Source organism: Microbacterium sp. 10L49, assembly GCF_056395125.1.
On the sequence record NZ_JBFTIW010000003.1, the window covers coordinates 346,744 to 373,173 of the forward strand.

General features: G+C 70.0%; 20 protein-coding genes. 8 read left to right on the top strand and 12 right to left on the bottom strand.

Translation table 11 applies throughout. From position 1 onward, the window contains the following. Nucleotides 1–87: 87 nt before the first annotated feature. The 5 genes from AC1DCT_RS09515 to AC1DCT_RS09535 all read right to left on the bottom strand — a co-directional run bounded on the left by AC1DCT_RS09515 (nucleotide 88) and on the right by AC1DCT_RS09535 (nucleotide 5,567). Nucleotides 88–2,139 carry a carboxypeptidase regulatory-like domain-containing protein gene (locus tag AC1DCT_RS09515; RefSeq protein WP_477428788.1) on the bottom strand — a complete coding sequence of 684 codons (2,052 nt, stop codon included), beginning with the start codon at nucleotides 2,137–2,139 and terminating at the stop codon, nucleotides 88–90. A gap of 288 nt (nucleotides 2,140–2,427) precedes the next feature. Then, the gene (locus tag AC1DCT_RS09520; RefSeq protein ID WP_440734383.1) at nucleotides 2,428–3,045 is read right to left on the bottom strand and encodes a dihydrofolate reductase family protein; all 618 of its coding nucleotides are present in this window, start codon (nucleotides 3,043–3,045) and stop codon (nucleotides 2,428–2,430) included. A gap of 93 nt (nucleotides 3,046–3,138) precedes the next feature. Continuing rightward, nucleotides 3,139–3,819 carry a winged helix-turn-helix transcriptional regulator gene (locus AC1DCT_RS09525; RefSeq protein ID WP_477428790.1) on the bottom strand — a complete coding sequence of 227 codons (681 nt, stop codon included), beginning with the start codon at nucleotides 3,817–3,819 and terminating at the stop codon, nucleotides 3,139–3,141. Nucleotides 3,820–3,837: 18 nt separating this feature from the next. Next, the gene (locus AC1DCT_RS09530; RefSeq protein WP_477230192.1) at nucleotides 3,838–4,278 is read right to left on the bottom strand and encodes a VOC family protein; all 441 of its coding nucleotides are present in this window, start codon (nucleotides 4,276–4,278) and stop codon (nucleotides 3,838–3,840) included. A 92-nt stretch (nucleotides 4,279–4,370) separates the two neighbouring features. Continuing rightward, complete coding sequence (locus tag AC1DCT_RS09535) at nucleotides 4,371–5,567, bottom strand: MFS transporter (protein ID WP_477428792.1); 1,197 nt, start codon at nucleotides 5,565–5,567, stop codon at nucleotides 4,371–4,373. 87 nt (nucleotides 5,568–5,654) lie between these two features. Here AC1DCT_RS09535 and AC1DCT_RS09540 point away from each other — a divergent pair, with 87 nt between their 5' ends. The 6 genes from AC1DCT_RS09540 (at nucleotide 5,655) to AC1DCT_RS09565 (ending at nucleotide 12,140) form a co-directional block, all read left to right on the top strand. Beyond that, a complete protein-coding gene (locus tag AC1DCT_RS09540) occupies nucleotides 5,655–7,007 on the top strand; it encodes a sensor histidine kinase (protein WP_477428794.1) in 1,353 nt (450 codons plus the stop codon). Further along, nucleotides 7,004–7,708, top strand: coding sequence for a response regulator (locus AC1DCT_RS09545; protein ID WP_477428796.1), 705 nt, complete (start codon nucleotides 7,004–7,006; stop codon nucleotides 7,706–7,708). Before AC1DCT_RS09540 ends, AC1DCT_RS09545 begins: the two co-directional genes overlap by 4 nt. A gap of 218 nt (nucleotides 7,709–7,926) precedes the next feature. Next, the gene (locus AC1DCT_RS09550; protein ID WP_477428798.1) at nucleotides 7,927–9,156 is read left to right on the top strand and encodes a benzoate/H(+) symporter BenE family transporter; all 1,230 of its coding nucleotides are present in this window, start codon (nucleotides 7,927–7,929) and stop codon (nucleotides 9,154–9,156) included. A 120-nt stretch (nucleotides 9,157–9,276) separates the two neighbouring features. Continuing rightward, nucleotides 9,277–10,161, top strand: coding sequence for an ABC transporter ATP-binding protein (locus AC1DCT_RS09555; RefSeq protein WP_440734439.1), 885 nt, complete (start codon nucleotides 9,277–9,279; stop codon nucleotides 10,159–10,161). Continuing rightward, the gene (locus AC1DCT_RS09560; RefSeq protein ID WP_477428800.1) at nucleotides 10,158–11,261 is read left to right on the top strand and encodes an ABC transporter permease; all 1,104 of its coding nucleotides are present in this window, start codon (nucleotides 10,158–10,160) and stop codon (nucleotides 11,259–11,261) included. The genes AC1DCT_RS09555 and AC1DCT_RS09560 overlap by 4 nt, the downstream gene beginning before the upstream one ends. Before the next feature lie 294 nt (nucleotides 11,262–11,555). After that, the gene (locus tag AC1DCT_RS09565) at nucleotides 11,556–12,140 is read left to right on the top strand and encodes a nitroreductase family protein (RefSeq protein WP_440734391.1); all 585 of its coding nucleotides are present in this window, start codon (nucleotides 11,556–11,558) and stop codon (nucleotides 12,138–12,140) included. A gap of 77 nt (nucleotides 12,141–12,217) precedes the next feature. Here AC1DCT_RS09565 and AC1DCT_RS09570 read toward each other — a convergent pair whose 3' ends face one another. The 3 genes from AC1DCT_RS09570 to AC1DCT_RS09580 all read right to left on the bottom strand — a co-directional run bounded on the left by AC1DCT_RS09570 (nucleotide 12,218) and on the right by AC1DCT_RS09580 (nucleotide 15,620). Beyond that, nucleotides 12,218–12,946: a hypothetical protein gene (locus AC1DCT_RS09570; RefSeq protein ID WP_477230186.1), complete on the bottom strand. Its 729-nt coding sequence runs from the start codon at nucleotides 12,944–12,946 to the stop codon at nucleotides 12,218–12,220. A gap of 82 nt (nucleotides 12,947–13,028) precedes the next feature. Next, nucleotides 13,029–13,619, bottom strand: coding sequence for a hypothetical protein (locus AC1DCT_RS09575; protein WP_477428802.1), 591 nt, complete (start codon nucleotides 13,617–13,619; stop codon nucleotides 13,029–13,031). Nucleotides 13,620–13,757: 138 nt separating this feature from the next. Next, on the bottom strand, nucleotides 13,758–15,620 hold the full coding sequence (locus AC1DCT_RS09580; RefSeq protein WP_477428804.1) for a glycoside hydrolase family 15 protein: 1,863 nt from the start codon (nucleotides 15,618–15,620) through the stop codon (nucleotides 13,758–13,760). 92 nt (nucleotides 15,621–15,712) lie between these two features. On the opposite strand from AC1DCT_RS09580, the gene AC1DCT_RS09585 reads away from it, so the two are divergent. Further along, nucleotides 15,713–17,086 (top strand): glucose-6-phosphate dehydrogenase, encoded by a 1,374-nt coding sequence (locus AC1DCT_RS09585; RefSeq protein WP_477428806.1) that lies wholly within the window; start codon nucleotides 15,713–15,715, stop codon nucleotides 17,084–17,086. Between the two features lie 214 nt (nucleotides 17,087–17,300). Here the strand turns inward: AC1DCT_RS09585 and AC1DCT_RS09590 are convergent, their stop codons facing one another. The 3 genes from AC1DCT_RS09590 to AC1DCT_RS09600 form a co-directional block, all read right to left on the bottom strand. After that, on the bottom strand, nucleotides 17,301–18,668 hold the full coding sequence (locus AC1DCT_RS09590; protein ID WP_477428808.1) for an 8-oxoguanine deaminase: 1,368 nt from the start codon (nucleotides 18,666–18,668) through the stop codon (nucleotides 17,301–17,303). A gap of 301 nt (nucleotides 18,669–18,969) precedes the next feature. Beyond that, entirely contained in the window at nucleotides 18,970–20,457 is a 1,488-nt protein-coding gene (locus AC1DCT_RS09595) for a nucleobase:cation symporter-2 family protein (protein WP_477428810.1), read from the bottom strand. A gap of 287 nt (nucleotides 20,458–20,744) precedes the next feature. After that, nucleotides 20,745–22,967, bottom strand: a complete 2,223-nt coding sequence (locus AC1DCT_RS09600; RefSeq protein WP_477428812.1) for an ATP-dependent Clp protease ATP-binding subunit — start codon at nucleotides 22,965–22,967, stop codon at nucleotides 20,745–20,747. 266 nt (nucleotides 22,968–23,233) lie between these two features. Here AC1DCT_RS09600 and AC1DCT_RS09605 point away from each other — a divergent pair, with 266 nt between their 5' ends. Beyond that, nucleotides 23,234–24,892, top strand: a complete 1,659-nt coding sequence (locus AC1DCT_RS09605; protein ID WP_477230179.1) for an NCS1 family nucleobase:cation symporter-1 — start codon at nucleotides 23,234–23,236, stop codon at nucleotides 24,890–24,892. Nucleotides 24,893–25,141: 249 nt separating this feature from the next. Here the strand turns inward: AC1DCT_RS09605 and allB are convergent, their stop codons facing one another. Beyond that, entirely contained in the window at nucleotides 25,142–26,353 is a 1,212-nt protein-coding gene (gene allB / locus AC1DCT_RS09610) for an allantoinase AllB (RefSeq protein ID WP_477428813.1), read from the bottom strand. Nucleotides 26,354–26,430: the final 77 nt, after the last annotated feature.

Consider the following 26,430-nt stretch of genomic DNA (forward strand, 5'->3'; position numbering starts at 1 on the left):
GCTCCGGGGGACGTCGTCATGCGTGTCGATGCACCACGGGCGCCCCGCCGCCGAAGCATGCGAGGCGCCCGCGAGGCGTCGATCCGATCAGGCCTGCTGCCGACGGTGGATCCGTACGAGCGCGGCCCCGATGAGCAGCAGCAGGGCACCGAGCAGCAGAGCGGCGTCCGGGATCTCCGCGCCGGTCGCCGGAAGCTGCGCAGTGCCGGACCCCGACGACGCTCCAGAGGGGTCCGTTCCCGTACCGGCCGATCCGGTGCCTGTTCCGGGACCTTCGGATCCGCCGGGCCCCGCAACTCCCGGAATGGTCAGCGCAGCACCGCCTGTCAGCGTTGACATCTGGCCCTTGAGCACGATCCGGTGCGCTCCGGCGGGCGCGTCTGCCGGAATGGTGACGGTCGCGTCGATGGTGCCGTCGGCGCCGGCAGTGACCGATGCGAGCTGGACGGGTACGGAATGCAGTTCGATATCGACTGGCTCACCGTGCGCGAAGCCAGACGCAGTCACGTGGACCGTATCGCCCGGATGGGCCGTACCCGACGACAGCGCGACGCCCGCAGTGAGCGAGGACACGTCGAAGTCGATGCCCGTGACATCGCCGGTGCCGGAGACGACGACCGGGGTCGCGCCCGCCTCGGAAACCGAGTGCGAGTAGTACTGCGGCGCGATCGCGTAGGCGAAGCCCTCCGTGCCCTCGACGCGCACCGTGTAGGTGCCGGGTCCGATCGACAGGGCGTACGTGCCGTCGGGGTGGACATAGCTCATCCCGACGAACTGGCCGTCCGACTCGGCGATCACAGCGATGCTCGAGGAATGACCGCGCAGATCCGTCGATCCGTCGAGGAGCACGGAACCGCGGATCGCCACGGTCGCATCGAGGCTCGCATCGATGCCCGTGAGCTGCGAGCCCTCGAGGAGTGTGATCGGCGTCGCGTCCTGTGCACTGGCGGCACCACTCCACCACTGGGTGGCGAACGTCTGATAGTTGTCGCGGAACTCGACGGCGTACTGCCCCGGCGCGGCAGAGATCCGATAGGCGCCGGTGTCATCGGTGGTCGCCCAGTAGTACCCGCCGGTACCGCTCGCGCTCACCGAGATGCCCGCCACCGGCGTTCCATCGGATGCTCGCGTCACGGTGCCGCTGATCTGCGACGGAAGTGCCTGCAGCGCCGCGTCGATGCCGCTCACCGTCTGGCCGGCGGCGACGGTGACTGAGGTCGCCATGGCCGCTGTCGCGGCGCCGGCCCAATACTGCGGGAGCAGGCTCGAATCATTGGACGAGAACTTGACCTTGTAGTCGCCCGGGCGGATCCCGTCGATCCGATATGTGCCATCGATGGAGACACCCGCCTGGGCGACCGTATTGCCGTTCGCGTCCAAGACGGCGACCCAGCCATTGGTGACGGCGGAGCCGTCGGAGGCCTTCGTGACCATGCCCTGGACGGATCCGCCCGCCGAGAGCACGGCATCGATTCCGGTGACCGCGCCACCGGCCGCCACGGAGACCCTGGTCGCGGAGAAGTAGTCAGCCGCGTTGTTCCAGTACTCGCCGACGAGCCCGTCCCAGGTCCCCTGGAACTGGACCACGTAGGAATCGGCTGCGAGGCCCGGAATCGTGTAAGCGCCCGAAGAGTCGGTGAACCCGCTGCTGAAACCCCCATTCGCGCCGTTCGCCCAGACAGGACTACTCGCGACGGGCATGCCGTCTTCCCGAGTGACGACCCCGCTGATGGAGGCGCCGGCGCTGAGCCCCGCGTCGATCCCGGCGACGACGGCGCCTTCCTGCACGTCCACCGTCGTCGAGCCGAAGTAGCTCGACGAGTTGTTCCAGTACTCGCTGATGTACGGCGTGCCATAGGTCAGGAAATGCACACGATGCGCACCCGCGCGCAATCCATCGATTCGATAGGTGCCGTCCGGGCCGGTCGTCGCCCCGGCGAGGGAGGAGGCGTCATTGTTCTGCGCCTCGACGTACACGCCTGCGATCGGGGATCCGTCGACGTCGCTCGTGACGACACCCGCGATCGACCCACCAGTTCCCGGCGTCGGATCGGCATTAGCTGCCCCTACTCCGGTGAACATCAGCGCCGCGGCAAGCAGCGCGACGAGTGCGCCCTTCCAGCCGCGACGTGCAGACACGCCTGTAGACATCCTGGTCCCCCTCGGGTCAGCGACCGTTGCCCTTCGTCGGGCGCGGCCGGAGCCTGAAGAACCAGGCGTCGATGCAATCTATCGTCACAGGGTTCTCTCAGGAAAGAGGAAATTCCTGCGACCGGATCCGCACATGGGAACACCCGCACTCCCCAGAGTGCGGGTGTTCGGGTCAACATCCCCACGCGTTACGGATGACTGTAGTTTCGCGACCGACTCCCGGAAAGACGGATCCGCGATATTCCGGTCACGAATGCGACACGCGGTCTCGCGGGCTCACATCGTGCCGGTGGTGGGCTCCCCGGGCAGCGGCGCGTAGCGCAGCAGCAGTGTGCCGCCGTCGCCCGACTCGGCGTGCACGAGGCGCAGATTGTGCGGGGTCGCCCCATCGGGGAACACCTTCTTGCCCTGGCCGAGCACGATGGGATACACCCACAGCTGCAGCTCGTCGTAGAGCTGCTCGGCGAGCAGGGTCTGCACGAAGTCGACGCTGCCGATCACGTGCACGTCCTGGTGCTTCTCGCGCAGCGCCGCGATCTCGGCCGGAAGATCGGCGCCGACCCGGCTGCTGCCCTCCCAGTCGAGTTCGATGTCGGCGTCGCGCGACGCCACGTACTTGGGCACGCGATTGAACAGCTGCCCGATGAAGCCCTCGGGGCCCGTGGTGTGCTCCGGCCAGTAGCCCGCGAAGATGTCGTACGTGCGGCGCCCGAGCAGCAGCGCGTCGAGGGTCTCCATGCCCTGGGTCACGCTGCGCATGACCGCCTCGCTGGGCAGCGTGGCCTGCCAGCCCCCGAAACGGAAGCCGTCGCTGGTGTCCTCCTCGGGGCCGCCCGGCGCCTGGGCGACGCCGTCGACGGTCGTGAACAGGTCGATGATGATGCGTCCGGTCATGATCTCCTCCTTCGGGGGTCGGGCCCTTCGACCGGTTGCTGAGCCTGTCGAAGCACGGGGACCGACGTTTCGGCGTAGCGTCCCACGGCGACGCTACGCCGCGAGCCGGTCGATGTGGAAGGTCTGCGCGAAAACGCCCAGGATCCGCTCCTCGCCGCGCACGACGGCGACCAGATCCTGCGCGATCGCCTCGTGCGGCGTGACCTCGCCGCCGATGAGGTGCCGGATGCCGGGGCCGGCGACGAGGACGGCCTCGGGGTCGCCCGGCGGAAGCACGCCGCCCACGGGCGGGGCGGACGGGGCGATCTGCGCGACCGACAACACCCCTCCGCGGACCACCGCCCGCAGCGCGACGTCTCCGACGTGCAGCTCCACATCGAGGTCCTTTGCGCGGTCGGCGCGGAACGCGGTTCGCAGCGCCATGGTGAGCGAGTCAGCCGTGACGACGTCGCCCTCGCCGGGATCGCCCATCGTCTGGAAGCCCCAGCGCCCGAGCGCGAGCACCACCGGTTCGAGCGCCCGACCGTATGGCGTGAGCTCGTACACGAGCCCGCAGCCGTGCAGCGGCACCCGGCGCACGACCCCGCCCTCCTGCAGCTCCTTGAGCCGGGTGGACAGGATGTTCGTCGGAATCCGCGGCAGCCCCTGCTTCAGGTCCGTGTAGCGGCGCGGGCCGACGAGCAGATCGCGCACGATGAGCAGCGCCCACCGCTCGCCGATCAGCTCGACGGCGGTGGTGACCCCGCAGTACTGGCCGTAGCTGCGTGCGGCCATGTCAGCGCCCGCCCCGCATCAGACCCCGGCGTTCTGGGTCGCCGGCTGCGCGTCGGCGTCCTGCCGGGCATCCTCCGGCACCGAGTACAGGAAGCCGAGGGCATTGCCGTCGGGATCGTTCAGATCGCGCATGTACATGAAGCCGTAGTCCTGCGCGGGCTGCGGCTCGGTGCCGCCCGCGGCGACGCCCTTCGCGATCATCGCATCCACGTCCTCGCGCGAGTCGCGGGAGAAGTTGATCGAGACCTGCACCGCGGTGTGCGGATCCACGATCGGCTTGTCCGTGAAAGTCGCGAAGAACTCGCGTGTGATGAGCATGAGGAAGACGTTGTCGTCCCACGCGAAACACGTGCCGTTCTCGTCCGAGAAGTCCGGACGGAACTCGCAGCCGAGCGCACCGTAGAAGGCCTTCGCGCGCTCGAGGTCGGACGTGGGCAGGCTGATGAAGACGTTCGTCACGATGACTCCTCTGTCGGCGGATCCCGGATCGGGTCCGATGCGACTAGCTTGCTTTTTGCAAGTTCGCTTGTCAAGAGCAAGTAAGGTCGTGGTCAGCTCCCGGCGGGCGGGCGGCGGAACCCGAGAGCGGCGAGGATCCCCGCGCCTGCTGTCAGACCGGCCACGACGACGAGGCCCACGCCGGGGAGCGTCACGGTCGCCACGGCACCGGCGACGAGGGGTCCGCCCGCGTCGCCGAGTTCGCGGCCGAGCTCCGCGGAGCCCATCGTGCGCCCCATCCGGTCCGACGGCGTGGTGGCGGCCAGGTGCGAGAACGCGAGCGGCGTCGCCAGCCCCACACCCGCGCCGATGAGCACAGCCGCGACGACGAGCGTCGGCAGCAGCGGCCACAGTCCGGCGACCAGGATCCCGGCCGCCAGCAGCGCGAGCCCGCCGACCGCGCCGGAACGCACCGGAAGCCGTCCGCGGTCGTGCAGGGATCCCGCCAGCGGCTGCACGACACTGCTGACGACGGCCAGCACGGTGACGAGCGCCATGCTGCCGACCGTGCCGATGCCGGTCTCGCGGCCGAGCAGGGGGAGGAACCCGACCGCGACCGCGAGGCCGCCTGTCGCCGCCGCGAGCACGAGGGTCGGCACCAGGAACCCGCGTGCGGTGACCTCGCGCGCGAGATCCGCGAGGGTCACGCGCTTTCGGGGCAGCACCGACACCGCCGGCACGCCGAACCGCACCCACGCGGCCGCGACCAGGGCGACCGCGGCGAGCGCCCAGAACAGCGCGGGCAGGCCCGCCCAGACGACGAGCCCCGCACCCAGCAGCGGGCCCAGCGCATAGCCGAGACTCTTCCAGGATCCGTAGCGTCCGAAGTAGCGACCGCGGGAGGCGTCGTCTGCGAGCCGCGCGACCGCGGCCGACGACGCCGGAGAGAACGCCGAGGCCGCCGCACCCTGCCCGAACCTCGCCACGATGAGCCCGACGGTGCCGGGCACGAGCGCGCCGACCACGGAGAACACGGCGAACGCGAGCAGCCCTGCGACGATGACGGGTCGCACCCCGATCCTGTCGCTGAGCGCGCCGAACACGGGTTTGAGCAGCACCTCGGCGAGGTCGTACAGCGCGAGCGTGAAGGCGAATGCGAGGAGGGTCCAGCCGATGTCCTCGGTCTCCGCCCCCAGAGCAGCCGCGATCCCGTGCGCGCCGAAGGCGGTGGTGAATCCCGCGAGATACAGCGGGGCGAGGCGCGGGCGCGGCGGTACCGGCGAGGGCGAGGTCACGTTCCAGTCTCGCATCCGCGGATCCGCCGTACGGGGTCGCATCGAGCCGGATCCGTCGTACGGGGGATGCTCTCCGGCCGGGGCCCGCCCTACGGTGGAGGGATGCCGCCGTTCACCCGCACCCCGACCCCGCGCGAACTGCGGCAGGACGTGCTCCTGGCCGGCGTCATGCTCGTGGGAGGGATCCTCAGCGCCGGGCTCTCCTCGATCGCGAAGGTCTACGGCGCGGACCAGGCCGAGCTGTGGACGGCCATGCCGTACGTCATCGTCATCTCCGCGGCGCTCGCGGTGCGGCGCCGGTGGCCGGCCGCGGTCGCGATCGTCGTCTCGCTCACCTTCGTGGTGGCTACCTCGCTGAAGGTCCCCGAGATCTACGCCGGCAACATCGCGATGTTCATCAGCCTCTACACGGTCGGCGCCTGGATGAACACGCGCCGCAGTGCGTTCCTGGTGCGCACCGGGATCATCGTCGTGATGGCCGTCTGGCTCGTGATCGAGATGTACCGGCAAGCGATCGATCAGGCGCACAAGGCGGACGTCGTGGCCGGGATGTTCTCCCCGCTCGTGGCGTTCCTCATGCTGCAGGTGCTGCTGAACGTGCTGTACTTCGGCGGCGCCTACTACTTCGGCGAGCGCAGCTGGAGCGCCGCCCGACAGCGAGCCGCCCTCGAGCAGCGCACGGCCGAGCTCGAGCGCGAGCGCGCGCTCAGCGCGGCTCAGGCGGTGGCGCTGGACCGTGTGCGCATCGCCCGGGAGCTGCACGACGTGGTGGCGCACCACGTCTCGGTCATGGGCGTGCAGGCGGGAGCGGCGCGCATGATGATCCCGCAGGATCCGCAGGCGGCGACGGCGATCGTCGCCGGCATCGAGACCGCCGCGCGCGACGCCATCCGCGACTTCCACCAGCTGCTCGACACGCTGCGGGCGCCCGGCGACAGCGACGACGGATCCTCGACGGTCGGTGTCGACGACATCGCCGAGCTCGCGGCAGCGTCGACGGCGGCGGGCCTGCCCACGCGGCTGCAGGTGATCGGCGAGGCCGCGCCGGTGCCGCGCCTGACCGCGGTGAACCTCTACCGGATCGCCCAGGAGTCGCTCACGAACGCCCGCCGCCATGCCGGCCCCGACGCCGAGGCGGATGTGCGGATCCGCTACGAGCCGGGATCCGTCGAGCTCGAGGTCGTGAACACGGGGCGGCTCGTCACCGGACTGCGGCCCGGCCTGGGCCAGCTCGGCATGCGGGAGCGTGCGACGGCATCCGGCGGATCGATCGAGCTCGTGCCGCGGCCGACCGGCGGGTTCCGGGTGCGGGCGACGCTGCCCGTGGGCGCTTCCGGCCCTGGCCCGGTGCCCGCGCCCGCGCCCGGTTCCACGCCCGCGCCCGATTCCACGCCCGCCGGCGCCCTGGCGGAGTCGGGATCCGGTGCGCCGGGCCGCGGCGAGGAGTCCTTGTGAGCGCTCCGATCCGCGTGCTGATCGTCGACGACCACGCCATGCTCCGTGCGGGGTTCCGCACGATCCTCGACCTGCAGCCCGACATCGAGGTCGTCGGAGAGGCCGGCACCGGATCCGAGGCGGTCGACCTCGCCGGCTCCCTGCTTCCCGACGTGATCACGATGGACGTGCAGATGCCCGACATGGACGGGCTCGAGGCGACCCGGCGGATCACGGCGGACGGGCGGATCCGCTCATCGATCGCGATCGTGACGACCTTCGACCGCGACGACTACCTGTTCGACGCGCTGGATGCCGGAGCCAGCGGGTTCCTGCTCAAGAACGCCGGACCGGAGGAGCTCGTCGCCGCCGTGCGCGCACTCGCCGCCGGGGACGGCATGCTCGCGCCCGAGGTCACCCGCCGGGTGCTGCAGCGGTTCGCGGCGCAGCCGGCGGCGGTCCGGCCCGCCCTCGAGACGCCCGCGATCACGCTGACCGGATCCGCCGCCCTGCCCAGCGCCGAACTGCCCGACCCGCTCACCGAGCGCGAGGCCGAGGTGCTGCGCCTCGTCGCCGAGGCCTGGAGCAACGCCGAGATCGCCGCAGAGCTGTTCATCGGCGAGGCGACCGTGAAGACGCACGTGTCGCGGATCCTGCAGAAGCTGGGCGCCCGCGACCGGGTGCAGGCCGTGGTGCTGGCGCATCGGCTGGGTCTGGCGTAAAGCATCACGCCGGGTACCGGCCCGCTCGGGATCCTCGCCCCATTTCACAGGACGTTTGCAACTCTGCAGGAGGATCCCGCGAGCTTCGTCCTGCGGAGTTGCAAACGTCCTCCGGAGTTGAGACCGCAGACCGCCGCGAAGTGTCGGCCCGCTCCGCCCGTCGCTCCGCCAACACCCCGCGTGCTCGGCGCACCCGCGCACCCCGCTAGCCTCTCCCCATGCCCGAAACGTCGAGCCCGCCGGTCCCCCGCCCGTCCTCGTCCCGGCCGATCATGGCCGGGGTCGTCACGGCGCTCGTCGGATTCACGAGTTCGTTCGCGGTCGTGCTCACCGGCCTCGCCGCCGTCGGAGCGACCCACGCCCAGGCCGCGAGCGGGCTGCTCGCCCTCTGTCTCACCATGGGCATCGCCTGCATCGTGCTGGCCTGGCGGTACCGCATGCCGATCACCGCGGCGTGGTCGACCCCGGGCGCGGCGCTGCTCGCCGCCTCCGGCTCGATCGAGGGAGGGTGGCCGGCGGCGGTCGGCGCCTTCCTCATCGTGGCCGGTCTGATCCTGCTCACGGCGCTCGTCCCGCAACTCGGATCCCTCATCGCCGCGATCCCGCCGTCGATCGCGCAGGCGATGCTCGCCGGCGTGCTGCTGCCGCTGTGCCTGGCCCCGATCGTCGGTCTCGGGAAGAACCCGTGGGGCGTGGTCCCGGTCGTGCTGACGTGGCTGGTGTTCGCCCGGCTCGCACCCCGGTGGGCGGTACCGCTGGCCTTCCTCACGGCGACCGTCGTGATCGTTGTGGGGATCGTGACAGGCGGTCCTTCGACGGGCGCGGGGACCGGGACGGGCGCGGGCGCGGTCCTGGATCCGATCTCCCTGCTGCCGCACGTCGAGCTGACGATGCCGACCTTCACCGTCGGGGCGCTGGTCGGCATCGCGCTGCCGCTGTTCATCGTGACGATGGCGTCGCAGAACGTACCCGGCGTCGCGGTGATGCGCAGCTTCGGCTATGCCGTGCCATGGCGCCCCGCGATGCTGGTGACAGGCATCGGGAGCGCGCTCGGCGCCCCCGCGGGCGGGCACGCGATCAACCTCGCCGCCATCAGCGCCGCCCTCGCCGCCGCACCCGACGCGGAGCCGGATCCGAAGCGCCGCTGGATCGCCGGCGTCTCGACCGGGGTGTCGTACCTGGCGCTGGGCGGATGCTCGGCCGCGTTCGCGGCGCTCGTGGTGCTCGCCCCGGTCGCAGTGATCCCGGCCGTCGCCGGGCTTGCTCTCTTCGGCGCGTTCGGATCCGCCGTGCAGCAGGCGATCGACGACCCGGGCGAGCGCACCCCGGCTGTGGTGACGTTCGTCGCCGCCGCCAGCGGCATGGCCTTCTGGGGCGTGAGCGCAGCGTTCTGGGCGCTGCTCGCCGGACTGCTCGTCCGCGGCGTCCTGCACCTTCGGCGGCGCTGAGCGCACGTCCGTCCCGCGAAGGACGCCGCCGGATCCACCGCAGGGGGGATGCCCCGCGCCTCCGCGGTGAATAGCGTTGCTCTCATGACCACAGTGCTCACCCGCACCCCGACCACGGGGCTGCTCGAACTCGATGGCCTCACCAAGAGCTACGGTGCCCGGCGCGTGCTCGACGACGTCTCGTTCCGCGTCGAACCCGGCCGGCTCACGGGCTTCGTCGGCGGCAACGGCGCCGGCAAGACCACCACGATGCGGATCGTGCTGGGTGTGCTCGGCGCCGACGGCGGCACGGTGCGCCTGGGCGGGCACGACGTCGCGGCCGCCGACCGCCGCCATTTCGGATACATGCCCGAGGAACGCGGCCTGTATCCGAAGATGAAGGTGCTCGAGCAGGTCGCCTACCTCGCGCGGCTGCACGGGTTCGGCAAGTCCGAGGCGACCGCCCGCGGCGAGGCGCTGCTGACCGAGCTCGGCCTCGGCGAACGGCTGCACGACACCATCGAGTCGCTCTCGCTCGGCAACCAGCAGCGCGCCCAGATCGCCGCCGCCCTGGTGCACGACCCCGAGGTGCTCATCCTCGACGAGCCGTTCTCGGGACTGGATCCGCTCGCCGTCGACGTCGTGGCCGGGGTGCTGCAGGCCAGGGCCGCGCAGGGCGCGTCGATCCTGTTCTCCTCGCACCAGCTCGACGTCGTCGAGCGACTCTGCGACGACCTCGTCATCATCGCGGGTGGCACGATCCGGGCCGCCGGCTCCCGCGAGCAGCTGCGCGCGCAGCACTCCGCCCCGCGCTACGAACTGGTCTCCGACGCCGACGCGGGCTGGATCCGCTCCGAGCCCGGAATCACCGTCGTCGACTTCGAACGCGGCACCGCCGTCTTCGACGCCGACACCCCGGAGGACGCCCAGCGCGTGCTGCGCACCGCGCTCGGCCACGGCGTCGTGCACTCCTTCTCCCCGCAGCATCCCACCCTCGCCCAGATCTTCAAGGAGGTCATCCAGTGAGCACCGCAACCCCGCAGAGCGGCGCACTCTCCGTCTCGAGCGGCATCTTCCTCGTCGCCGAGCGCGAGATCGGATCCAAGCTGCGCAGCAAGGCGTTCCTGATCTCCACGGGGATCCTGCTGCTCATCGCCCTCGCCGGTGTGCTCATCGGCGGATTCATGAGCAAGAACACCTCGGAGACCAAGATCGCGGCAGTTGACGGGACTCCGCCGATCACGCTCTCGATTGACGGATTGGCCGTGATCGGCGTGAAGGACGTGGCCACCGCCGAGAAGGAGGTCCGCGACGGGAAAGTCGCGGCCGCACTGGTCCCTTCGTCCGATTCGACCTTCGGCTTCGAGGTCGTGGTGCTCAAGGACACGCCCAGCGGTCTGCTCAACGCGCTCGCGAAGACGCCCAAGGTCACGATCCTCGAACCGGACACGACCAATCCGCTGCTGCGGTACCTCGTCGCCATCGGCTTCGGCGTCGTCTTCCTGATGGCGGCGTCCACGTTCGGAATGACCATGGCGCAGAGCGTGGTCGAGGAGAAGTCCACCCGCGTGGTCGAACTGCTGCTCGCGGCGATCCCCGCGCGGGTGCTCCTGGCCGGCAAGGTCCTCGGCAACACGGTGCTGGCGATGGCGCAGATCCTCGCGCTCGCCGCGATCGCGATGGTCGGGCTCATCGTCACCGGGCAGAACGCCGTCTTGGAGGGGCTCGGAGCGCCGCTCGTGTGGTTCGCCGTGTTCTTCCTGTTCGGCTTCGTGCTGCTGGCCTCGTTGTTCGCCGCCGCCGCCGCACTGGTGTCGCGTCAGGAGGACATCGGATCCACCACGATGCCGATCACGATGCTGGTGATGGCGCCGTACATCCTCACGATCATCTTCAACGACAACCCGGTCGTGATGACGATCCTGTCCTACATCCCGTTCTCCGCCCCGGTCGCGATGCCGGTACGGCTGTTCGTCGGCGATGCGCAGTGGTGGGAGCCGCTCCTGTCGCTGGTGATCCTGCTCGTCGCCTGCGTGGCCGCGATCCTCGTCGCCGCGAAGATCTACGAGAACTCGCTGCTGCGCATGGGCGGCAGGGTCAAGCTGTTGGAGGCGCTGAAGGGCTGACCGGATCCGGGTCGCGCCTCGGCGCGTCCGGGGCCTCGGCGGGTTCCCGTCTACCTACCCGCGAGACTGCATCTTCGTCTCGAGACAGCATGAATGGACTGCAGTCTCGAGACAGAGATGCAGTCTCGCGGTCGTGGAGGGCGCGATCCGCGGGTCCGGGTTCGGGTTCGGGTCTGGCGCTCTCCGAACGGATCCGAACCCGCTCGGAATATTCACGTGCATGGATCGTTAACCCCTGCTGTACGGACGATGAGGTCCGGCAGCAGACAACCCGATCCGAAAGGCCTCATCGCCATGAGCACGCCCGCCATCGACCGCACCGCGGTCACCGACGCCCCAATCCTCGACGTCCTCGCCGAGCGCTGGAGCACCCGTATCTTCGACGCCACCTCCGCCATCGACGAGGCCGCGCTGGCCAGCGCACTCGAGGCCGCCCGCTGGGCGCCGACCGCCGTGAACTTCCAGCCCTGGCGCGCGATCGTGGCGCGCCGCGGTTCCGAGGCGCACGCGAAGATCGTGGCGACCCTGGCCGGCTTCAACAGCGGCTGGGCCCCCGACGCTGCGGCACTCGTGGTGTTCGTCGCCGAGACGACCCGCGACGGGGAGCCCATGACCTGGGCCCTGTACGACACCGGCCAGGCGGCCGCGCACTTCACCGTGCAGGCGCACGCCAACGGCCTGTCCACCCACCAGATGGGCGGCTTCGACCGCGACGCCATCGCGGCCGCGTTCGACCTGAGCAGCGACTTCACCCCGATCTCGGTCATGGCCGTCGGCGAGCTGGGCGACATCCGCACCGCGTCGGAGGAGCTGCAGCAGCGCGAGAACGCGCCGCGCACCCGCCGTCCGATCGCCGAGACGCTGCTCGTCAACGACTGATCCGACCGGATCCGAACGCCCTCTCCGCGCACGGAGGGGGCGTTCGTCGTCCCGGCCACGGTCGCCCGCATTCCGCGTCAGGGCGCGTCCGTCGCTACTCGGTCGAATGCCCAGGCGACCACGATGTTGCGCTGTGATCGCCCTTCCGGGTCGTCCGACTCGCGCAGGCAGCCGATTGTGAGGAGGCGTCCGGGCTGCGCGCCGGTGCCCCAGATGTCCGTGGAACCGGAAAGCGAATCCGGCCCGTCTCCGTACTTCAGCGGGCGGAAGAAGTCCGCGGCGCGGTAGACGAGCCAGTTCGCCCCCGAGGTCGACGTCCGGATCCAGATCTCATCACCCGCGTGCACGGTGAAATGCGGATCCGGCTCATCCCAGTCGTAGAGCGCGTTGAACGCCGCCGTGCCGATGTTGCCTTGCCAATCGGCACCGTTTCGCGCCCAGGTGTGGCCGGCGATCGCGGCCAGGTCTGGAGCGCCGGTCGAGGGCAGCGCATACGGTTTGCCCTCCACGACGAGGGTGCACGCCTCCTCCGGGGTGTCGATATCCGGCGTGATCATCCCGTCGACGAGGGGGCACGGATCCGCGGCGACTTGCACGGTCAGCCCTATGGCAGGGATGCGCATCTCCTGCGGCATGCCCGGTCCCACCTCGACCGGAGCGGTGCTCGCGGAAGGCACCGGGTGCTCCCCCCTGGTCGGAGCACCCGAGCTCGGAGCCCCGGTGGACGAGCCGGCCGTGGGGAACCCGATACTGCATCCGGCGAGCACCATCACCCCGAGCACCGCAGCGACCATGACGAGCGCCACGCGCGGCCGGCTTCTCCCCGGCCGACGCGTGGCCCTCGTCAGATGCGCGGCGCCCCGCCGCTCGTGGTCGCAGCCCGCGTGCTCAGCGACGCCGGAGCCCATCGCGCGAGAGACGGCGCCACAGGAGCAAGACGCCCGCGGAGAACCCGGCCGCGCCGAGCAGCAGACCGGCGACAGCGCCGAGGTCGGGGGCGGGCTGCGCAGTGCGCGCCGATCCTGTGATGCCCGTGTCGACGCCGATGCCGCGATCCGGAACGACGGACTCGTCCGAATCCGGGCACGCCTGCGTCGGCAGGTCGGCGGAGATATAGCTCCGTCCGGTCATGCCGTGCGTGCCTCCCGCCAGTTCGAACCAGACAAGTCGAGTTGCATCGTCCCAGTCGCTCTCCGTCAGCGTCGTCACGATGCTGCCGCCGGCGTTCACCGGCACAGGGTCGGGGCGCTGATCGCCCAGCGCGAAGTGCATCTCATACTCGGGAGATTCCGGCCATCCGGAGGTCAGATAGTCGAGCCGATACGCGCCGTCCGGTAGCACGCAGAATGCGAGATCCATCGTCGTGTCGGGAGGCGGCGGTGCCGGCTCTGCCGCAGCGGGAACCGCAGAGAACAGCGCGGACACCGCGATGAGAGCTCCGGCGGCGGTGATGGCGATCGCTCGCCCGGGATTGGTCATGACGGCCTCCAGTCCGGGGATCCGTAGGTCCCGGCATCGATCCTGGCAGACATCTCCCGCCCGTGACCAGTACATCCTCCTCGGTGTGGTGGGACCGGAGTATCGGCGCGCGGATCTGGATCTGCGACACCGCGCGGATCACCGTTCGCGGTGGGCCGAGCCGGCGAGCGCGTCGGCGGCCCGCACGAGCGACAGGTGCGAGAACGCCTGCGGTGTGTTCCCGACGTGCCGATGCCCCACCGGGTCGTACTCCTCGCTCAGCATGCCGACGTCGTTGCGCAGCGCGCACAGCCGGTCCATGAGCTCCCGCGCCTCCGCCATGCGCCCGGTGACCGCATACTGCTCCACGAGCCAGAACGAGCACGCGAGGAACGTGTGCTCACCGCCGGGCAGACCGTCCACGCCCGACCCGGTGCGGTAGCGGTTCACCAGCCCGCCGTGGATCAGGGTCTGCTCGATCCGCTCCACGGTCGCCAGCATGCGAGGGTCGTCGGGCGCGCAGTACCCCGTGCGCGGGATGAGCAGCAACGATGCGTCGACCTCGTCCGTCTCGCGGTGCTGCACGAAGCGGCCCCCGCGGACGCCGTGCGCATCGATCTCGGCGCGCAGCCGATCGCGCACCTCGCGCCAGCGATCCACCTCGCCGTGCTCGCCGTCCTCCTCGACCGCACGCACCCCGCGGTCGAACGCCGCCCACAGCATCACCCGGGAGTGGGTGAAGAACTGCGGATCCCCGCGGATCTCCCACATGCCGTTGTCCGGCCGATCCAATCGCTGCTCGGCGTGCCGCAGCAGCACCCGCTGCAGCGACCAGGAGCGCGCGGAGTCGTCGAGGCCCGCCCGGCGCGCGGCGGCGAGCGTCACCATCACCTCGCCGACGACGTCCGCCTGGAACTGCTCCGCCGCGGCGTTGCCCACGCGCACCGGAGCGGATCCGGCGTAGCCGGGCAGAGAGCGCATCTCGCGCTCGTGCAGATCTCGCTCCCCCGCCAGTCCGTACATGATCTGCAGATCGGCCGGATCCCCCGCGACCGCCCGCAGCAGCCAGTCGCGCCACGCGCGCGCTTCGTCCGCGAGGCCGTGCGCCAGCAGGGCCTCGAGCGTGAGCGCCGCGTCGCGCAGCCAGACGTAGCGGTAGTCCCAGTTGCGCGCACCGCCGAAGTCCTCGGGCAGGGACGTCGTCGCCGCGGCCGCGATGCCGCCGGTCTCGCGGTTCGTGAGCGCGCGCAGGATCAGCAGCGAGCGCCGCACGTCGTCCTCGTGCGGACCCTCGTGGGCGATCCCGTCGGCCCAGTCCTGCCACCACGCCCGGGTGGCCCGCTCCGCGGCCTCCGCGTCGAGCGGCGCCGGAGCCGGGCGGTATGACGGGAACCAGGTGAGAGCCAGGTCCACGCTCTCACCCGCGGCGACCTCGACCGTGCCGACGTGACTGTGCCCGTGCGGCTGCAGCGCGGTGCCGCGCACCACGACGGCGTCGGGGCCGGCGGTCGCGGTCAGCTCCGGGGATTCCGGGCTGCCGGTCTGGCGCACCCACGGCAGCGCCCTGGCATAGTCGAACCGCAGGCGCAGCTCCTGCACGAAACCCACGCGCCCGGTGATGCCCGTGATCCGCCGGATGATGTCGGTGCGATCTGCGCCCAGCGCGGCCCGCGCTCCCTCGAGCGACCCCGCATCCTTGGGAAGCGGGATCGGCATCCACTCGGTCACCTCGGCGACGCCGTCGGCGGTGGACCACCGGGTCACGAGGCAGAACGTGTCGCCGTCGTAGTGCCGCGTCGCGGTCGCGTCAGGATCCGCCGGGCGCAGACTCCAGTGCCCCTGCTCGACCCCGCCGAGCAGGGCGCCGAACAGCGACGCGGAGTCGAGGCGCGGCGCGCAGAGCCAGTCGATGCTGCCGGCCCGCGACACGAGCGCGGCGGTGCGCCCGTCGCTGAGCAGCGCGTAGTCCTCGATCGGCACGGCCGGCACGTCACCCTCACCCATGGCCGCAGTCTCGCACATGCGTTTCTCCGCCTCCCCCATTCGAGTCACAGGATCCGGGGCCAGCCCGGGTCACCGACAGGAAGGGCGCGGCGCGGCCTATCGTGGGGGCTATGACCACCCCGACGACGCTGCTCATCCTCGGCGCTTCCGGCGACCTCACCTCCCGCCTGCTGCTGCCCGCGATCGCGCAACTCCTGAAACGCCAGCCCGACCGCGCTCTGGTGCTCCGCGGCGCCGGATCCGACGACTGGTCCGATGAGCGCTGGCAGGAGGCCGTAAGCACCGCATTCGCCACGGTCGACGGCACGGATCAGCTGCCGCGGATCGCCGGGACCACGTACGTCAAGGCCGACGTCACCGACCGCGATTCGCTGGCGGGGCTCATCGCGGGCACCGAAGGCTCGCTCGTGATCTATTTCGCGCTCCCGCCCGCCGTGGCCGAGGCCGCGTGCGAGAAGCTCGTCGACATCCCCCTGCCCGCGGGCACGGTCCTGGCGCTGGAGAAGCCGTTCGGTCATGACGAGCAGAGCGCCGCCGCGCTCAACGCTCTGGTCACCCGGATCGTGCCGGAGAACCAGGTCTTCCGCGTCGATCACTTCCTGGGCCGCTCCACGATCCTCAACGTCATGGGCGTGCGCTTCGCGAACCGGCTGGTCGAGCCGGTCTGGTCGGCGGATCACGTGCAGTCGGTTCTGGTGCGCTACGACGAGTCGCTGGCCCTGGAGAATCGGGCCCGCTACTACGACAAGGCCGGGGCGCTGGTCGACATGATCCAGAGCCACCTGCTGCAGGTGCTCGCGATCCTCGCGATGGAGCAGCCGGCGGATCTGGACGAGATCGACCTGCGCGACGCCATGGCCGCCGCCCTGCGCGCGACCCGGATCCTCGGCGACGACCCGGTCGTGTCGACCCGCCGCGCCCGCTACACCGCCGGCACGAGCGGCGACCGCGCCGTGCCGTCCTACGCGGACGAAGAGGGCGTGGATCCGGCGCGCAACACCGAGACCCTCGCCGAGATCACCTGCGAGGTCGACACGGCGCGTTGGGCGGGCGTGCCCTTCACGCTGCGCAGCGGCAAGGCCCTCGGCGAGCGCTGCGCCGAGATCGTCGTCACGTTCCGGCCGGTGCGGCACATCCCCGGCGGGCTCACCGGGACGCCGACCGACGGCGGCGTGCTGCGCTTCTCGCTCGGCCCCGACCGGATCGCGCTCGAGCTGAACGTGAACGGCGGCGACGACCCGTTCGCCCTGCGCCGCGACGTGCTGTCCACCGAACTCGGCAAGGGCACGCTGCTGGCCTACACCGAAGTGCTCAGCGAGATCCTCGACGGCGATGTGGCGCTGTCCGTCCGGGGCGACGCGGCGGAGCAGTGCTGGCGGATCATCCAGCCCGCCCTCGACGCCTGGCGCTCGGACGCGGTGCCGATCCAGGAGTACCCGGCCGGATCCACGGGTCCCGAGGACTGGGCGACCACGCGACGCTGAGGTGCCCGGCCCGGATCCCGCCTCCGGCCCGGATCCGCCCCGGACCCGGATCCGCCCTCGGCCCGGATCCGCCTCGGACCCGGATCCGCCCTCGACCCGGATCCGCGCCCGGCCCTGCTCACTGGTCGCGAATTGCGGCATTCGAGCTCGCGAAGCCGCAATATGCGACCAGTGAGCAAGGGGGTCGGCGGCCCGGGGCGCGGCGGCCCGGGCCTCAGCCGTGCCGGGCGAGCAGCCGGCGGGCCGCGGCGCTGTGCTCGGCGATGAGCTGCGGCACGTCCAGGCCGACGATCTGCCCGTCGAGCACGCGCCAGGCGCCGCCCACCATGACCCGGTCGGCGCGCTCGGCGCCGCACAGCAGCAGGGCGGCGAGCGGGTCGTGGCTGCCCGAGAAGCGCAGCTCGTCGAGGGTGAACATCGCCAGATCCGCCTGCTTGCCCGGCGCCAGAATGCCGATGTCGTTGCGGCCGAGGGCGCGCGCCGAGCCCTGCGTCGCCCAGTTCAGGGCGTGCTCGGGCGTGACGGCGGCGGCGCCGTAGCGCAGGCGCTGCAGGTACAGGGCCTGGCGCACCTCCATCATCATGTTGGAGCCGTCGTTCGACGCGGATCCGTCCACGCCCAGGCCGACCGGCACGCCCGCTGCCTCGAGCTCGACCGCCCGTGCGATGCCCGAGGCGAGCCGCATGTTCGAGGTGGCGCAGTGCGAGACGGCGGTGCCGGCCGCGCCCAGGCGCGCGATCTCGGCGTCGTCGAAGTGGATGCCGTGGGCGAGCCAGGTGCGGTCGGAGAGCCAGCCGACGCTCTCGAGGTAGTCGACCGTGCGCAGCCCGAAGGTCTCGCGGCAGAAGTCCTCCTCGTCGATCGTCTCGGCGAGGTGGGTGTGCAGGCGCACGTCGAGGCGCTCGGCGAGGGCGGCGGTGTCGCGCATCACGCCCGTGGTGACCGAGAACGGAGAGCATGGCGCGAGACCGATCTGCACGAAGGCGCCGTCGCCGCGCTCGTGATACGCGCCGACGAGGCGCTCGCTGTCGGCGAGGATGACGTCGGCGTCCTGCACGGTGCTCTGCGGCGGCAGCCCTCCGTCCTTCTCGCCCAGCGACATGGATCCGCGGGTCAGCGTGGCGCGCATGCCGAGGCGCTTCACGACATCGACCTGCACGTCGATGCCCTCCTCGAGCCCGTTCGGGAAGAGGTAGTGGTGGTCGGCGGCAGTCGTGCAGCCCGAGAGCAGCAGCTCCGCGAGCGCCGCGGTCGTCGCGAGCTCGAGGTCGCGCGGGGTGAGCCCCGCCCAGACGCCATACAGCCCCTTCAGCCAGGGGAACAGCTCGGCGCTGACCACGGGCGTCCAGGCGCGGGTGAGGGTCTGGTAGAAGTGGTGGTGCGTGTTGATCAAGCCGGGGATGATCACGTGCCGCGAGGCGTCGTAGACCTCGTCGACCGGCTGCGACGGGGATCCGCCGGCGGGCACCGCCTCGAGGATCGTGGAACCGGCGACCACCAGGCCGCCGCGGGCGTCGGCGGTGTCGCCGGTGTGGATCGCGAGCGGGTTCTTCAGCCAGACGGTGCGAGTGGATTCGGACATTGCGCAGACTCCCTGTGGATGAGGCGGAGCCGGATCCGGCCCCGCGGGGGCCAGCTCAGTGTTGACCTGTCTGCTGATCCAGGTGCGTCCCCGATGAGGGAGACAGTTCAGATCTATCACTGCTCCGATGTCGAGGTCAATGCTTTTCCGGATCCCGGATCCTGATTTCCGCTATTCGGATTGCGGATCCCGAGCGCCATCCGCCTCCGACTGTCCGAACCCGCGAGACTGCAGCCCCGTCTCGAAACTGCAGGATTGTGCCGCAGTTTCGAGACTCAGTTGCAGTCTCGCGGGTCCAGGGTCAGTGCGACGGACGCTCGACCGCGACCTCGTTGCCGTCGCGGTCGACGATCTTGCCGTCGATGATCGAGTCGCCGTCTTCGAAGGCGTCCAGGTACGCGACCGGGATGCTGCGCGTCGGCGCCGACACGAAGGCGTTCTTGCGCTTGGCGCTGCCGAGGTGGTTGAACAGCAGGTTCAGCAGGATCGCCGTCACCGCGGCCGAGCTGATTCCGGAGTGGAAGATCGTCACGAACCAGGCCGGCATCTGCGCGTAGATCGACGGCACGGCGATCGGGAGCATGCCCACCGCGAGCGACGTGGCGACGATCACGAGGTTCATGTTGTCCTTGTACTCGACCTTGGCGAGCGTGCGGATGCCCGATGCGGCCACGGAGCCGAACAGCACCAGGCCGGCACCGCCGAGGACCGGCGACGGGATGGCGCCGACGACACGGCCGAGCACGGGCAGCAGGCCCAGGATGACGAGCACCCCACCGCCGGCGGTGACCACGAAGCGGCTCTTCACGCCGGTGATCGCGACCAGGCCGACGTTCTGCGCGAACGCGGACTGCGTGAACGTGCCGAAGATCGGCGAGACGGCGCTGGAGAGCATGTCGGCGCGCAGGCCGGCGGCGATGCGCTTGGAGTCGACCTTGGTGCCCACGATCTCGCTCACGGCAAGGATGTCGGCGGTGGTCTCCGTCAGCGTCACCAGGATCACGATGAACATCGAGATGATGCCGGCGAGCTCGAACGTCGGCATGCCGAAACCGAAGATCCGCGGAAGGGCGAAGATGTCGCCCTGCCCGACCTTGCTGAAGTCCGCCTTGCCGAGGAAGACCGCGACGATGGTGCCGAGCACGATCGCGAGCAGGATCGCGAGCCGCGAGATCGCGCCCACCGGGATCTTGCTGAGCACGAGCACGATCACGAGGGTGATGGCCGCCAGCAGCAGGTTCTCCGGCAGCGCGCCGTCCGCCGGGTTCGCACCGGGACCGTAGATCCAGCCGGCGGCGACGGGCAGCAGGCTGAGACCGATCGTGGTGATGACCGTTCCCGTCACGACCGGGGGGAAGAACCGGATGATGGTGGCGAACACCGGGGCGATCAGCAGACCGATCACCGACGCGGCGATGACGGATCCGAACACCGCCGGCAGCCCGCCGCCGCTCGTGACGATCGCCCCCATCGTGGCGACGCCCGCGAACGAGACGCCCTGCACGAGCGGAAGCTGCGATCCGAAGAACGGCACGCCGACCGTCTGCAGGATCGTGGCGAGTCCGCCCATGAACAGGCACGCGGCGATGAGCACGCCGATGTCAGCCGGCTTGAGGCCCGCGATCTGCCCGATGATGAGCGGCGGGGCGATGATGCCGCCGTACATCGTGAGCACGTGCTGGATGCCGTAGCCGATGGTCGCGCCGATCGGCAGTCGCTCGTCCTCGGGGCGGACGAACTCCTTCTTCTGCTTGGTAGTCAATTCGACCTCTTCGTCGGGTGCAGGCACCGGGTGAGCCGAGCGCCGGCCGGCATGCATCGCCGGTGTGGCGACGCGGTGCGGGCGCTCCGTCCGCCTCGCGAGCGGGGCGGATGCTGTTGGTCCAGGTGCATCTCCAGCTCTGGAGACCCCCTCAGGCTAAGGGGAGCACTCGTCCAGAGTCAAGACTTTTTTCCGAATCTCGGATGGTACTTTCCGTAATGCGGATAAGTGCAGCATCCCATCGCGGTCGTGCAAGCACGAAAAAGGGGCCCGGATCAGGAAGATCCGGGCCCCTGGCGTGACGGCGCCGCGTGTCAGTCGTCGAGCAGCTCGGCCTCGATCGTCTCGTCGTCCGAGCCCGTGTCCGCCTCCCGCGGCGCAGTGGGGCCATCACTGGTGAGGACCAGCGAGGATCCATCGGCGGCGACATCCACCCGCACGATGTCGCCGTCGTGCACGCGGCCGGAGAGCAGCGCCGACGCCAGCCGGTTCTGCACCTCGTTCTGGATCAGTCGCCGCAGCGGCCGGGCTCCGAACACCGGGTCGTAGCCGCGCTCGGCCAGCCAGGCGCGCGCATCCGGGGTGACGGCGAGCGTCAGCCGGCGGTCGGCGAGGCGGCGCTGCAGCTGGTCGATCGTGAGCTCCACGATCTGGGCGAGGTCGTCCTCGGTGAGAGCCTGGAACATCACGATGTCGTCGAGACGGTTGATGAACTCGGGCTTGAACGCCTGCCGCACGAGCGCCATCACGGCCTCGCGCTTCTCGTCGGGCGAGAGCGTCGGGTCGATCAGGATCGGGGATCCGATGTTGCTGGTGAGGATCAGGATGACGTTCGAGAAGTCGACCGTGCGGCCCTGGCCGTCGGTGAGGCGTCCGTCGTCCATGACCTGCAGCAGCACGTCGAACACCTCGGGGTGCGCCTTCTCGACCTCGTCCAGCAGCACCACGCTGTACGGGCGCCGCCGCACGGCCTCGGTGAGCTGGCCGCCCTGCTCGTACCCGATGTACCCGGGAGGGGCTCCGACGAGCCGGGAGACCGAGTGCTTCTCGCCGTACTCCGACATGTCGATGCGCACCATGGCGTGCTCGTCGTCGAAGAGGAACTCGGCGAGCGCCTTGGCCAGCTCGGTCTTGCCGACGCCGGTGGGGCCGACGAACAGGAAGGATCCGGTCGGACGACCGGGGTCGCTGATGCCGGCGCGCGAACGGCGCACCGCGTCGGAGACGGCCGCCACCGCCTCCTTCTGACCGATGAGGCGACGGCCGAGTTCGCGCTCCAGGTGCAGGAGCTTCTGGCTCTCGCCCTGCAGCAGCCGGCCCACGGGGATGCCCGTCCAGGCTGCGATCACGGCCGCGATGTCCTCGTCGGTGACCTGCTCGTTGACCATGCGCGGCTCGTCGCTCACCGCGTCCGCCTGGCGCTCGGCCTCGGCGAGCTCGGCCTGCAGTTGCTTGATCGTCTCGTACTCGAGCTTCGACGCCTTCACGTAGTCGGCGTCGCGCAGAGCCCTGTCGCGCTCGGTGAACGCCTCGTCGAGGCGCTTCTTGAGTTCGCCTACCCGGTTCAGGCCGCCGCGCTCGCGCTCCCAGCGGGCCTCGAGGCCGGCGAGCTCGGCCTCTGCCTCGCCCATCTGCTCCCGCAGCTTCGCGAGGCGCTCCTTCGAGGCCGCATCCTTCTCCTTCTTCAGCGCGAGCTCTTCGAGCCGCATCCGGTCGACCGACCTCTTGAGCTGGTCGATCTCGACGGGGCTCGAGTCGATCTCCATCTTGAGCCGGCTCATGGCCTCGTCGATGAGGTCGATCGCCTTGTCCGGCAGCTGGCGGCTCGGCAGGTAGCGGTTCGACAACGAGGCGGCCGCGACGAGTGCGGAGTCGCTGATGGTCACCCCGTGGTGCGCCTCGTAGCGGCCCTTGAGCCCGCGCAGGATCGCGATCGAGTCTTCCACGGAGGGTTCGCCGACGTAGACCTGCTGGAAGCGCCGCTCGAGCGCCGCGTCCTTCTCGATGAACTCGCGGTACTCGTTGAGAGTGGTGGCGCCGATGAGGCGCAGCTCGCCGCGGGCGAGCATGGGCTTGAGCATGTTGGACGCGGCGACGGATCCCTCTCCCCCACCCGCGCCCATGAGCACGTGCAGCTCGTCGATGAAGGTAATGACCCGGCCGTCGGACTCGGTGATCTCCTTGAGCACGCTCTTCAGGCGCTCCTCGAACTGGCCGCGGTACATGGCGCCGGCGACGAGGGCGGAGATGTCCAGCGACACCAGCTCCTTGTCCTTGAGCGACTCGGCCACGTCGCCGGCGACGATGCGCTGCGCGAGGCCCTCGACCACGGCGGTCTTGCCGACGCCGGGCTCGCCGATCAGCACCGGGTTGTTCTTGGTGCGGCGGGTGAGCACCTGGCTCACGCGGCGGATCTCCGCATCGCGTCCGATCACCGGATCGAGCTTGCCCTGGCGGGCGCGATCGGTGAGGTTGATGCCGAACTGCTCGAGCGCCGACTGCTGCTCGTCCTGCTGTGCCGTCTGAGGGGTGGCCATTCGTCCTCCTGGGTTCTCCTTGCATGTGAGGCGCAAGAGCCGGATCGGATCCGACCCTTGAAAGTTGAGTTGATAAGACTCAACTTTACCGGATCGAACGTTCCCGGGCAAGAGACCGGGCGGGCGAACTTAACGTCGCCGTTACACGGAGGAAACCCGTGACGGAGAGCGCATCAATAGCTTCATCTCAAGGTCTCGAAGGCGCGATCCCTGCATCACCCGCGGCGCCGACGGACTCGGCGGACCTTCCCGAAAGGCACCCCGAGATGACTCCTCCCCCTCCCCCTTCCGCGAGCTCTGCCGCCCCCGAGACCAAACCGCACGACATCGTCGAGGCGGCCGGCCTTCCGGTCGGAGCAGGCAATATGAAGCCCGAGTACGACCTCCGTCTCGCCAACGAGGATCTCGCGCCTCTGCGCAAGCAGGGCTGGAGCGCGTACAACATCTTCGCGTTCTGGATGTCCGATGTGCACTCGGTAGGCGGCTACCTCACGGCCGGCTCGCTGTTCGCGCTCGGCCTCGCCAGCTGGCAGGTGCTGGTGGCGCTCGTCGCAGGCATCGTCATCGTCCAGGTGTTCGCCAACCTCGTCGCCAAGCCCAGCCAGAAGACCGGCGTGCCCTACCCCGTGATCAACCGCGCCATCTTCGGGATCCGGGGCGCGAACATCCCCGCCATCATCCGCGGTCTCATCGCGATCGCCTGGTACGGGGTGCAGACCTTCCTCGCCGCCGAGTCGTTGAACATCGTGCTGCTGAAGTTCGTGCCGGGCACCCACGACCTGGTGAATCACTCGTTCCTCGGCCTGTCGGCACTGGGCTGGATCTCGTATGCGATCCTCTGGGTTGCTCAGGCGGCGCTGTTCTGGCGCGGCATGGAAGTCATCCGGCGCTTCATCGACTACGCCGGGCCGGCGGTGTACGTCGTGATGATCGTCCTTGCGATCTACCTGGTCTCGCAGGCGGGATGGGGCCACATCAGCTTCGACCTCTCGGCCGGCAAGCCGCTGGACTTCTGGTCTTCGTTGCCGGTCATGGCCACCGCGATCGCGATCGTGGTGTCGTACTTCTCCGGCCCGATGCTGAACTTCGGCGACTTCGCGCGGTACGGCCGCTCGTTCGCCGCCGTCAAGCGCGGCAACTTCCTCGGTCTTCCGATCAACTTCTTGTTCTTCTCGCTGCTGGTCGTGATCACCGCCTCGGCCACCGTGCCGGTGTTCGGCGAGCTCATCACGGATCCGATCAAGACCGTCGAGAAGATCGACAGCGTCTTCGCGATCCTGCTCGGCGGGCTCACCTTCGTGATCGCCACGGTGGGCATCAACATCGTCGCGAACTTCATCTCCCCCGCCTTCGACTTCTCCAATGTCGCTCCGCACCGCATCTCCTGGCGGATGGGCGGCATGATCGCCGCCGTCGGATCGGTGATCCTCACGCCGTGGAACTGGTACTCCAACGACACCGCCATCCACTACACGCTCGGCGTGCTCGGCGCACTGATCGGCCCCCTGTTCGGCATCCTCATTGCCGGCTACTACGTGGCCGCTCACCAGCGGATCAAGGTCGACGCGATGTACACGATGGACGCGAAGGGTCCGTACTGGTACCGCAACGGCTACAACCCCAACGGCGTGAAGGCGATCCTGATCGCCGGTATACCCACCGTGATCCTGGGCGTGTTCCCCAAGCTGTTCGCCGACCTCGGCGCCTTCGACGTGGCGTGGATCGGGAACTACACCTGGTTCATCGGCTGCGCGCTCGGATACTTCTCCTTCGTGCTGCTCGAGAAGCGCGACCCGCAGGTGCCCGTGTTCGAGGGCGAGGCCGAGGGTATCTCGGACGGCACGATCGACGGCGCAGCCGCGACGCCCGCGTCGGAACCGGCCGCGATCTCGCAGGAGATCCCGGTTCTGCAGGAGAAGCTGTGAAGACGGCGCGCGTCTGAGCCGCATTGCGCGGCGCCCCGCCCGGTTGGGTGCGACAACTCGGGTCTCGCGGGACAAGACCTGGGAGCGCGCGAAAATGCCGGCCCGATACAGAATCGGGCCGGCATCCGCCGTTCAGGATCACCAGGATCCGCCGACGATGAGGGACGCCGTTGTCCGCACACCGTCGACGAGCTTCGAAGCGCCTCCCACTTCCGAGTCGTCCCCGTGAGCGCGGCCTATGGCTCGCGCTCACGGGGACGAGAAGTCCGCGTCGTAGCCGGGCGCGATCCGCCCCTTGCCCGTGAGACCGGCGAACTGCGCCGGCTTCTCGCTCATCCAGCCCACCACCGTCTCCAGCGACAGGCCGCGCTGACGCGCCTCGGTCCAGATCAGCGACAGCCCGAGCTGCAGCGACGCGACGCCGCCCCAGGCCACGGCGAAGTCGCCGTTCTCGAGGTCCTTGAGGTCGAGGGTCGAGGGCGAGTGGTCGGACACGATGAAGTCGATCGTGCCGTCCTCCAGGCCCTGCCAGAGCAGTTCGCGGTTGCCGGCCTCGCGGATCGGGGGGCAGCACTTGAACGCGGTCGCGCCGAGCGGGATCTCCTCCGCAGTGAGCGTGAGGTAGTGCGGGCAGGTCTCGACCGTGAGCTTGATGCCGTCGTGCTTGGCCGAGCGCAGCATCGGCAGCGCGTCCGAGGAGGACAGGTGCAGGATGTGCGCGCGGGCGCCGGTCCAGCGGGCGCGCTCGATGACCTCGGCGATCGCGAGGTTCTCCGCACCGCGGGGGCGCGAGGCGAGGAACTTGGCGTAGTCGTCGCCGTCGGGCTTGGGCGCGCGGTCGATCGCGCGGGAGTCCTCGGCGTGCACGATCATGACCGAGTCGAACGTGGCGAGCTCGCGCATGTCCTCCTCGAGCTGATCGGGGTCCAGCGGCGGGAACTCGTCCACGCCGCTGTGCAGCAGGAAGCACTTGAACCCGAATGCGCCCGCGTCGTGCAGGCCCCGCAGCTTGTCGATGTTGCCCGGCACGGCGCCGCCCCAGAAGCCCACGTCGACGTGCACCTGATCGCGGGCGACGTCGCGCTTGATGTCCAGCGCCTCCACGTCGATCGTCGGCGGGATGCTGTTCAGCGGCATGTCGAGGATCGTGGTGACGCCGCCGGCCGCGGCGGCCTTGGTGGCCGAGGAGAAGCCCTCCCATTCCGTGCGGCCGGGCTCGTTCACGTGCACGTGCGTGTCGACCAGCCCCGGGATCAGGGTCTCGTCGTCGGCGAGCTCGATGATCTCGTCGCCCCGGAGCCCGTTGCCGAGCGGCTGCATCGCGATGATGACGCCGTCGCGGACGCCGACCTCACGGGGCCGGATCCCGGAGCTGGTGAGCACCCGCTCGCCGCGGATCACCAGATCGTAGTGCTCACCGGTCGGGTCGAGCGAGGCGTGTTCTTCGGTCTCCTGGGACATGTCCGCGGATTCCCTTCTGCCGGCGACGTCGCCGGCGTTGTGAGGTGGTTGACGGGTGGGTGTGGGGTGATTCGATT

What these genes read in the sequence shown, in the direction of transcription:
- AC1DCT_RS09520 (WP_440734383.1), bottom strand. Translation starts at nt 3,045, where the DNA reads ATGACCGGACGCATCATCATCGACCTGTTCACGACCGTCGACGGCGTC.
- AC1DCT_RS09525 (WP_477428790.1), bottom strand. Translation starts at nt 3,819, where the DNA reads ATGGCCGCACGCAGCTACGGCCAGTACTGCGGGGTCACCACCGCCGTC.
- AC1DCT_RS09535 (WP_477428792.1), bottom strand. Translation starts at nt 5,567, where the DNA reads ATGCGAGACTGGAACGTGACCTCGCCCTCGCCGGTACCGCCGCGCCCG.
- AC1DCT_RS09540 (WP_477428794.1), top strand. Translation starts at nt 5,655, where the DNA reads ATGCCGCCGTTCACCCGCACCCCGACCCCGCGCGAACTGCGGCAGGAC.
- AC1DCT_RS09550 (WP_477428798.1), top strand. Translation starts at nt 7,927, where the DNA reads ATGCCCGAAACGTCGAGCCCGCCGGTCCCCCGCCCGTCCTCGTCCCGG.
- AC1DCT_RS09565 (WP_440734391.1), top strand. Translation starts at nt 11,556, where the DNA reads ATGAGCACGCCCGCCATCGACCGCACCGCGGTCACCGACGCCCCAATC.
- AC1DCT_RS09575 (WP_477428802.1), bottom strand. Translation starts at nt 13,619, where the DNA reads ATGACCAATCCCGGGCGAGCGATCGCCATCACCGCCGCCGGAGCTCTC.
- AC1DCT_RS09580 (WP_477428804.1), bottom strand. Translation starts at nt 15,620, where the DNA reads ATGTGCGAGACTGCGGCCATGGGTGAGGGTGACGTGCCGGCCGTGCCG.
- AC1DCT_RS09585 (WP_477428806.1), top strand. Translation starts at nt 15,713, where the DNA reads ATGACCACCCCGACGACGCTGCTCATCCTCGGCGCTTCCGGCGACCTC.
- AC1DCT_RS09590 (WP_477428808.1), bottom strand. Translation starts at nt 18,668, where the DNA reads ATGTCCGAATCCACTCGCACCGTCTGGCTGAAGAACCCGCTCGCGATC.
- AC1DCT_RS09600 (WP_477428812.1), bottom strand. Translation starts at nt 22,967, where the DNA reads ATGGCCACCCCTCAGACGGCACAGCAGGACGAGCAGCAGTCGGCGCTC.
- AC1DCT_RS09605 (WP_477230179.1), top strand. Translation starts at nt 23,234, where the DNA reads ATGACTCCTCCCCCTCCCCCTTCCGCGAGCTCTGCCGCCCCCGAGACC.
- allB (WP_477428813.1), bottom strand. Translation starts at nt 26,353, where the DNA reads ATGTCCCAGGAGACCGAAGAACACGCCTCGCTCGACCCGACCGGTGAG.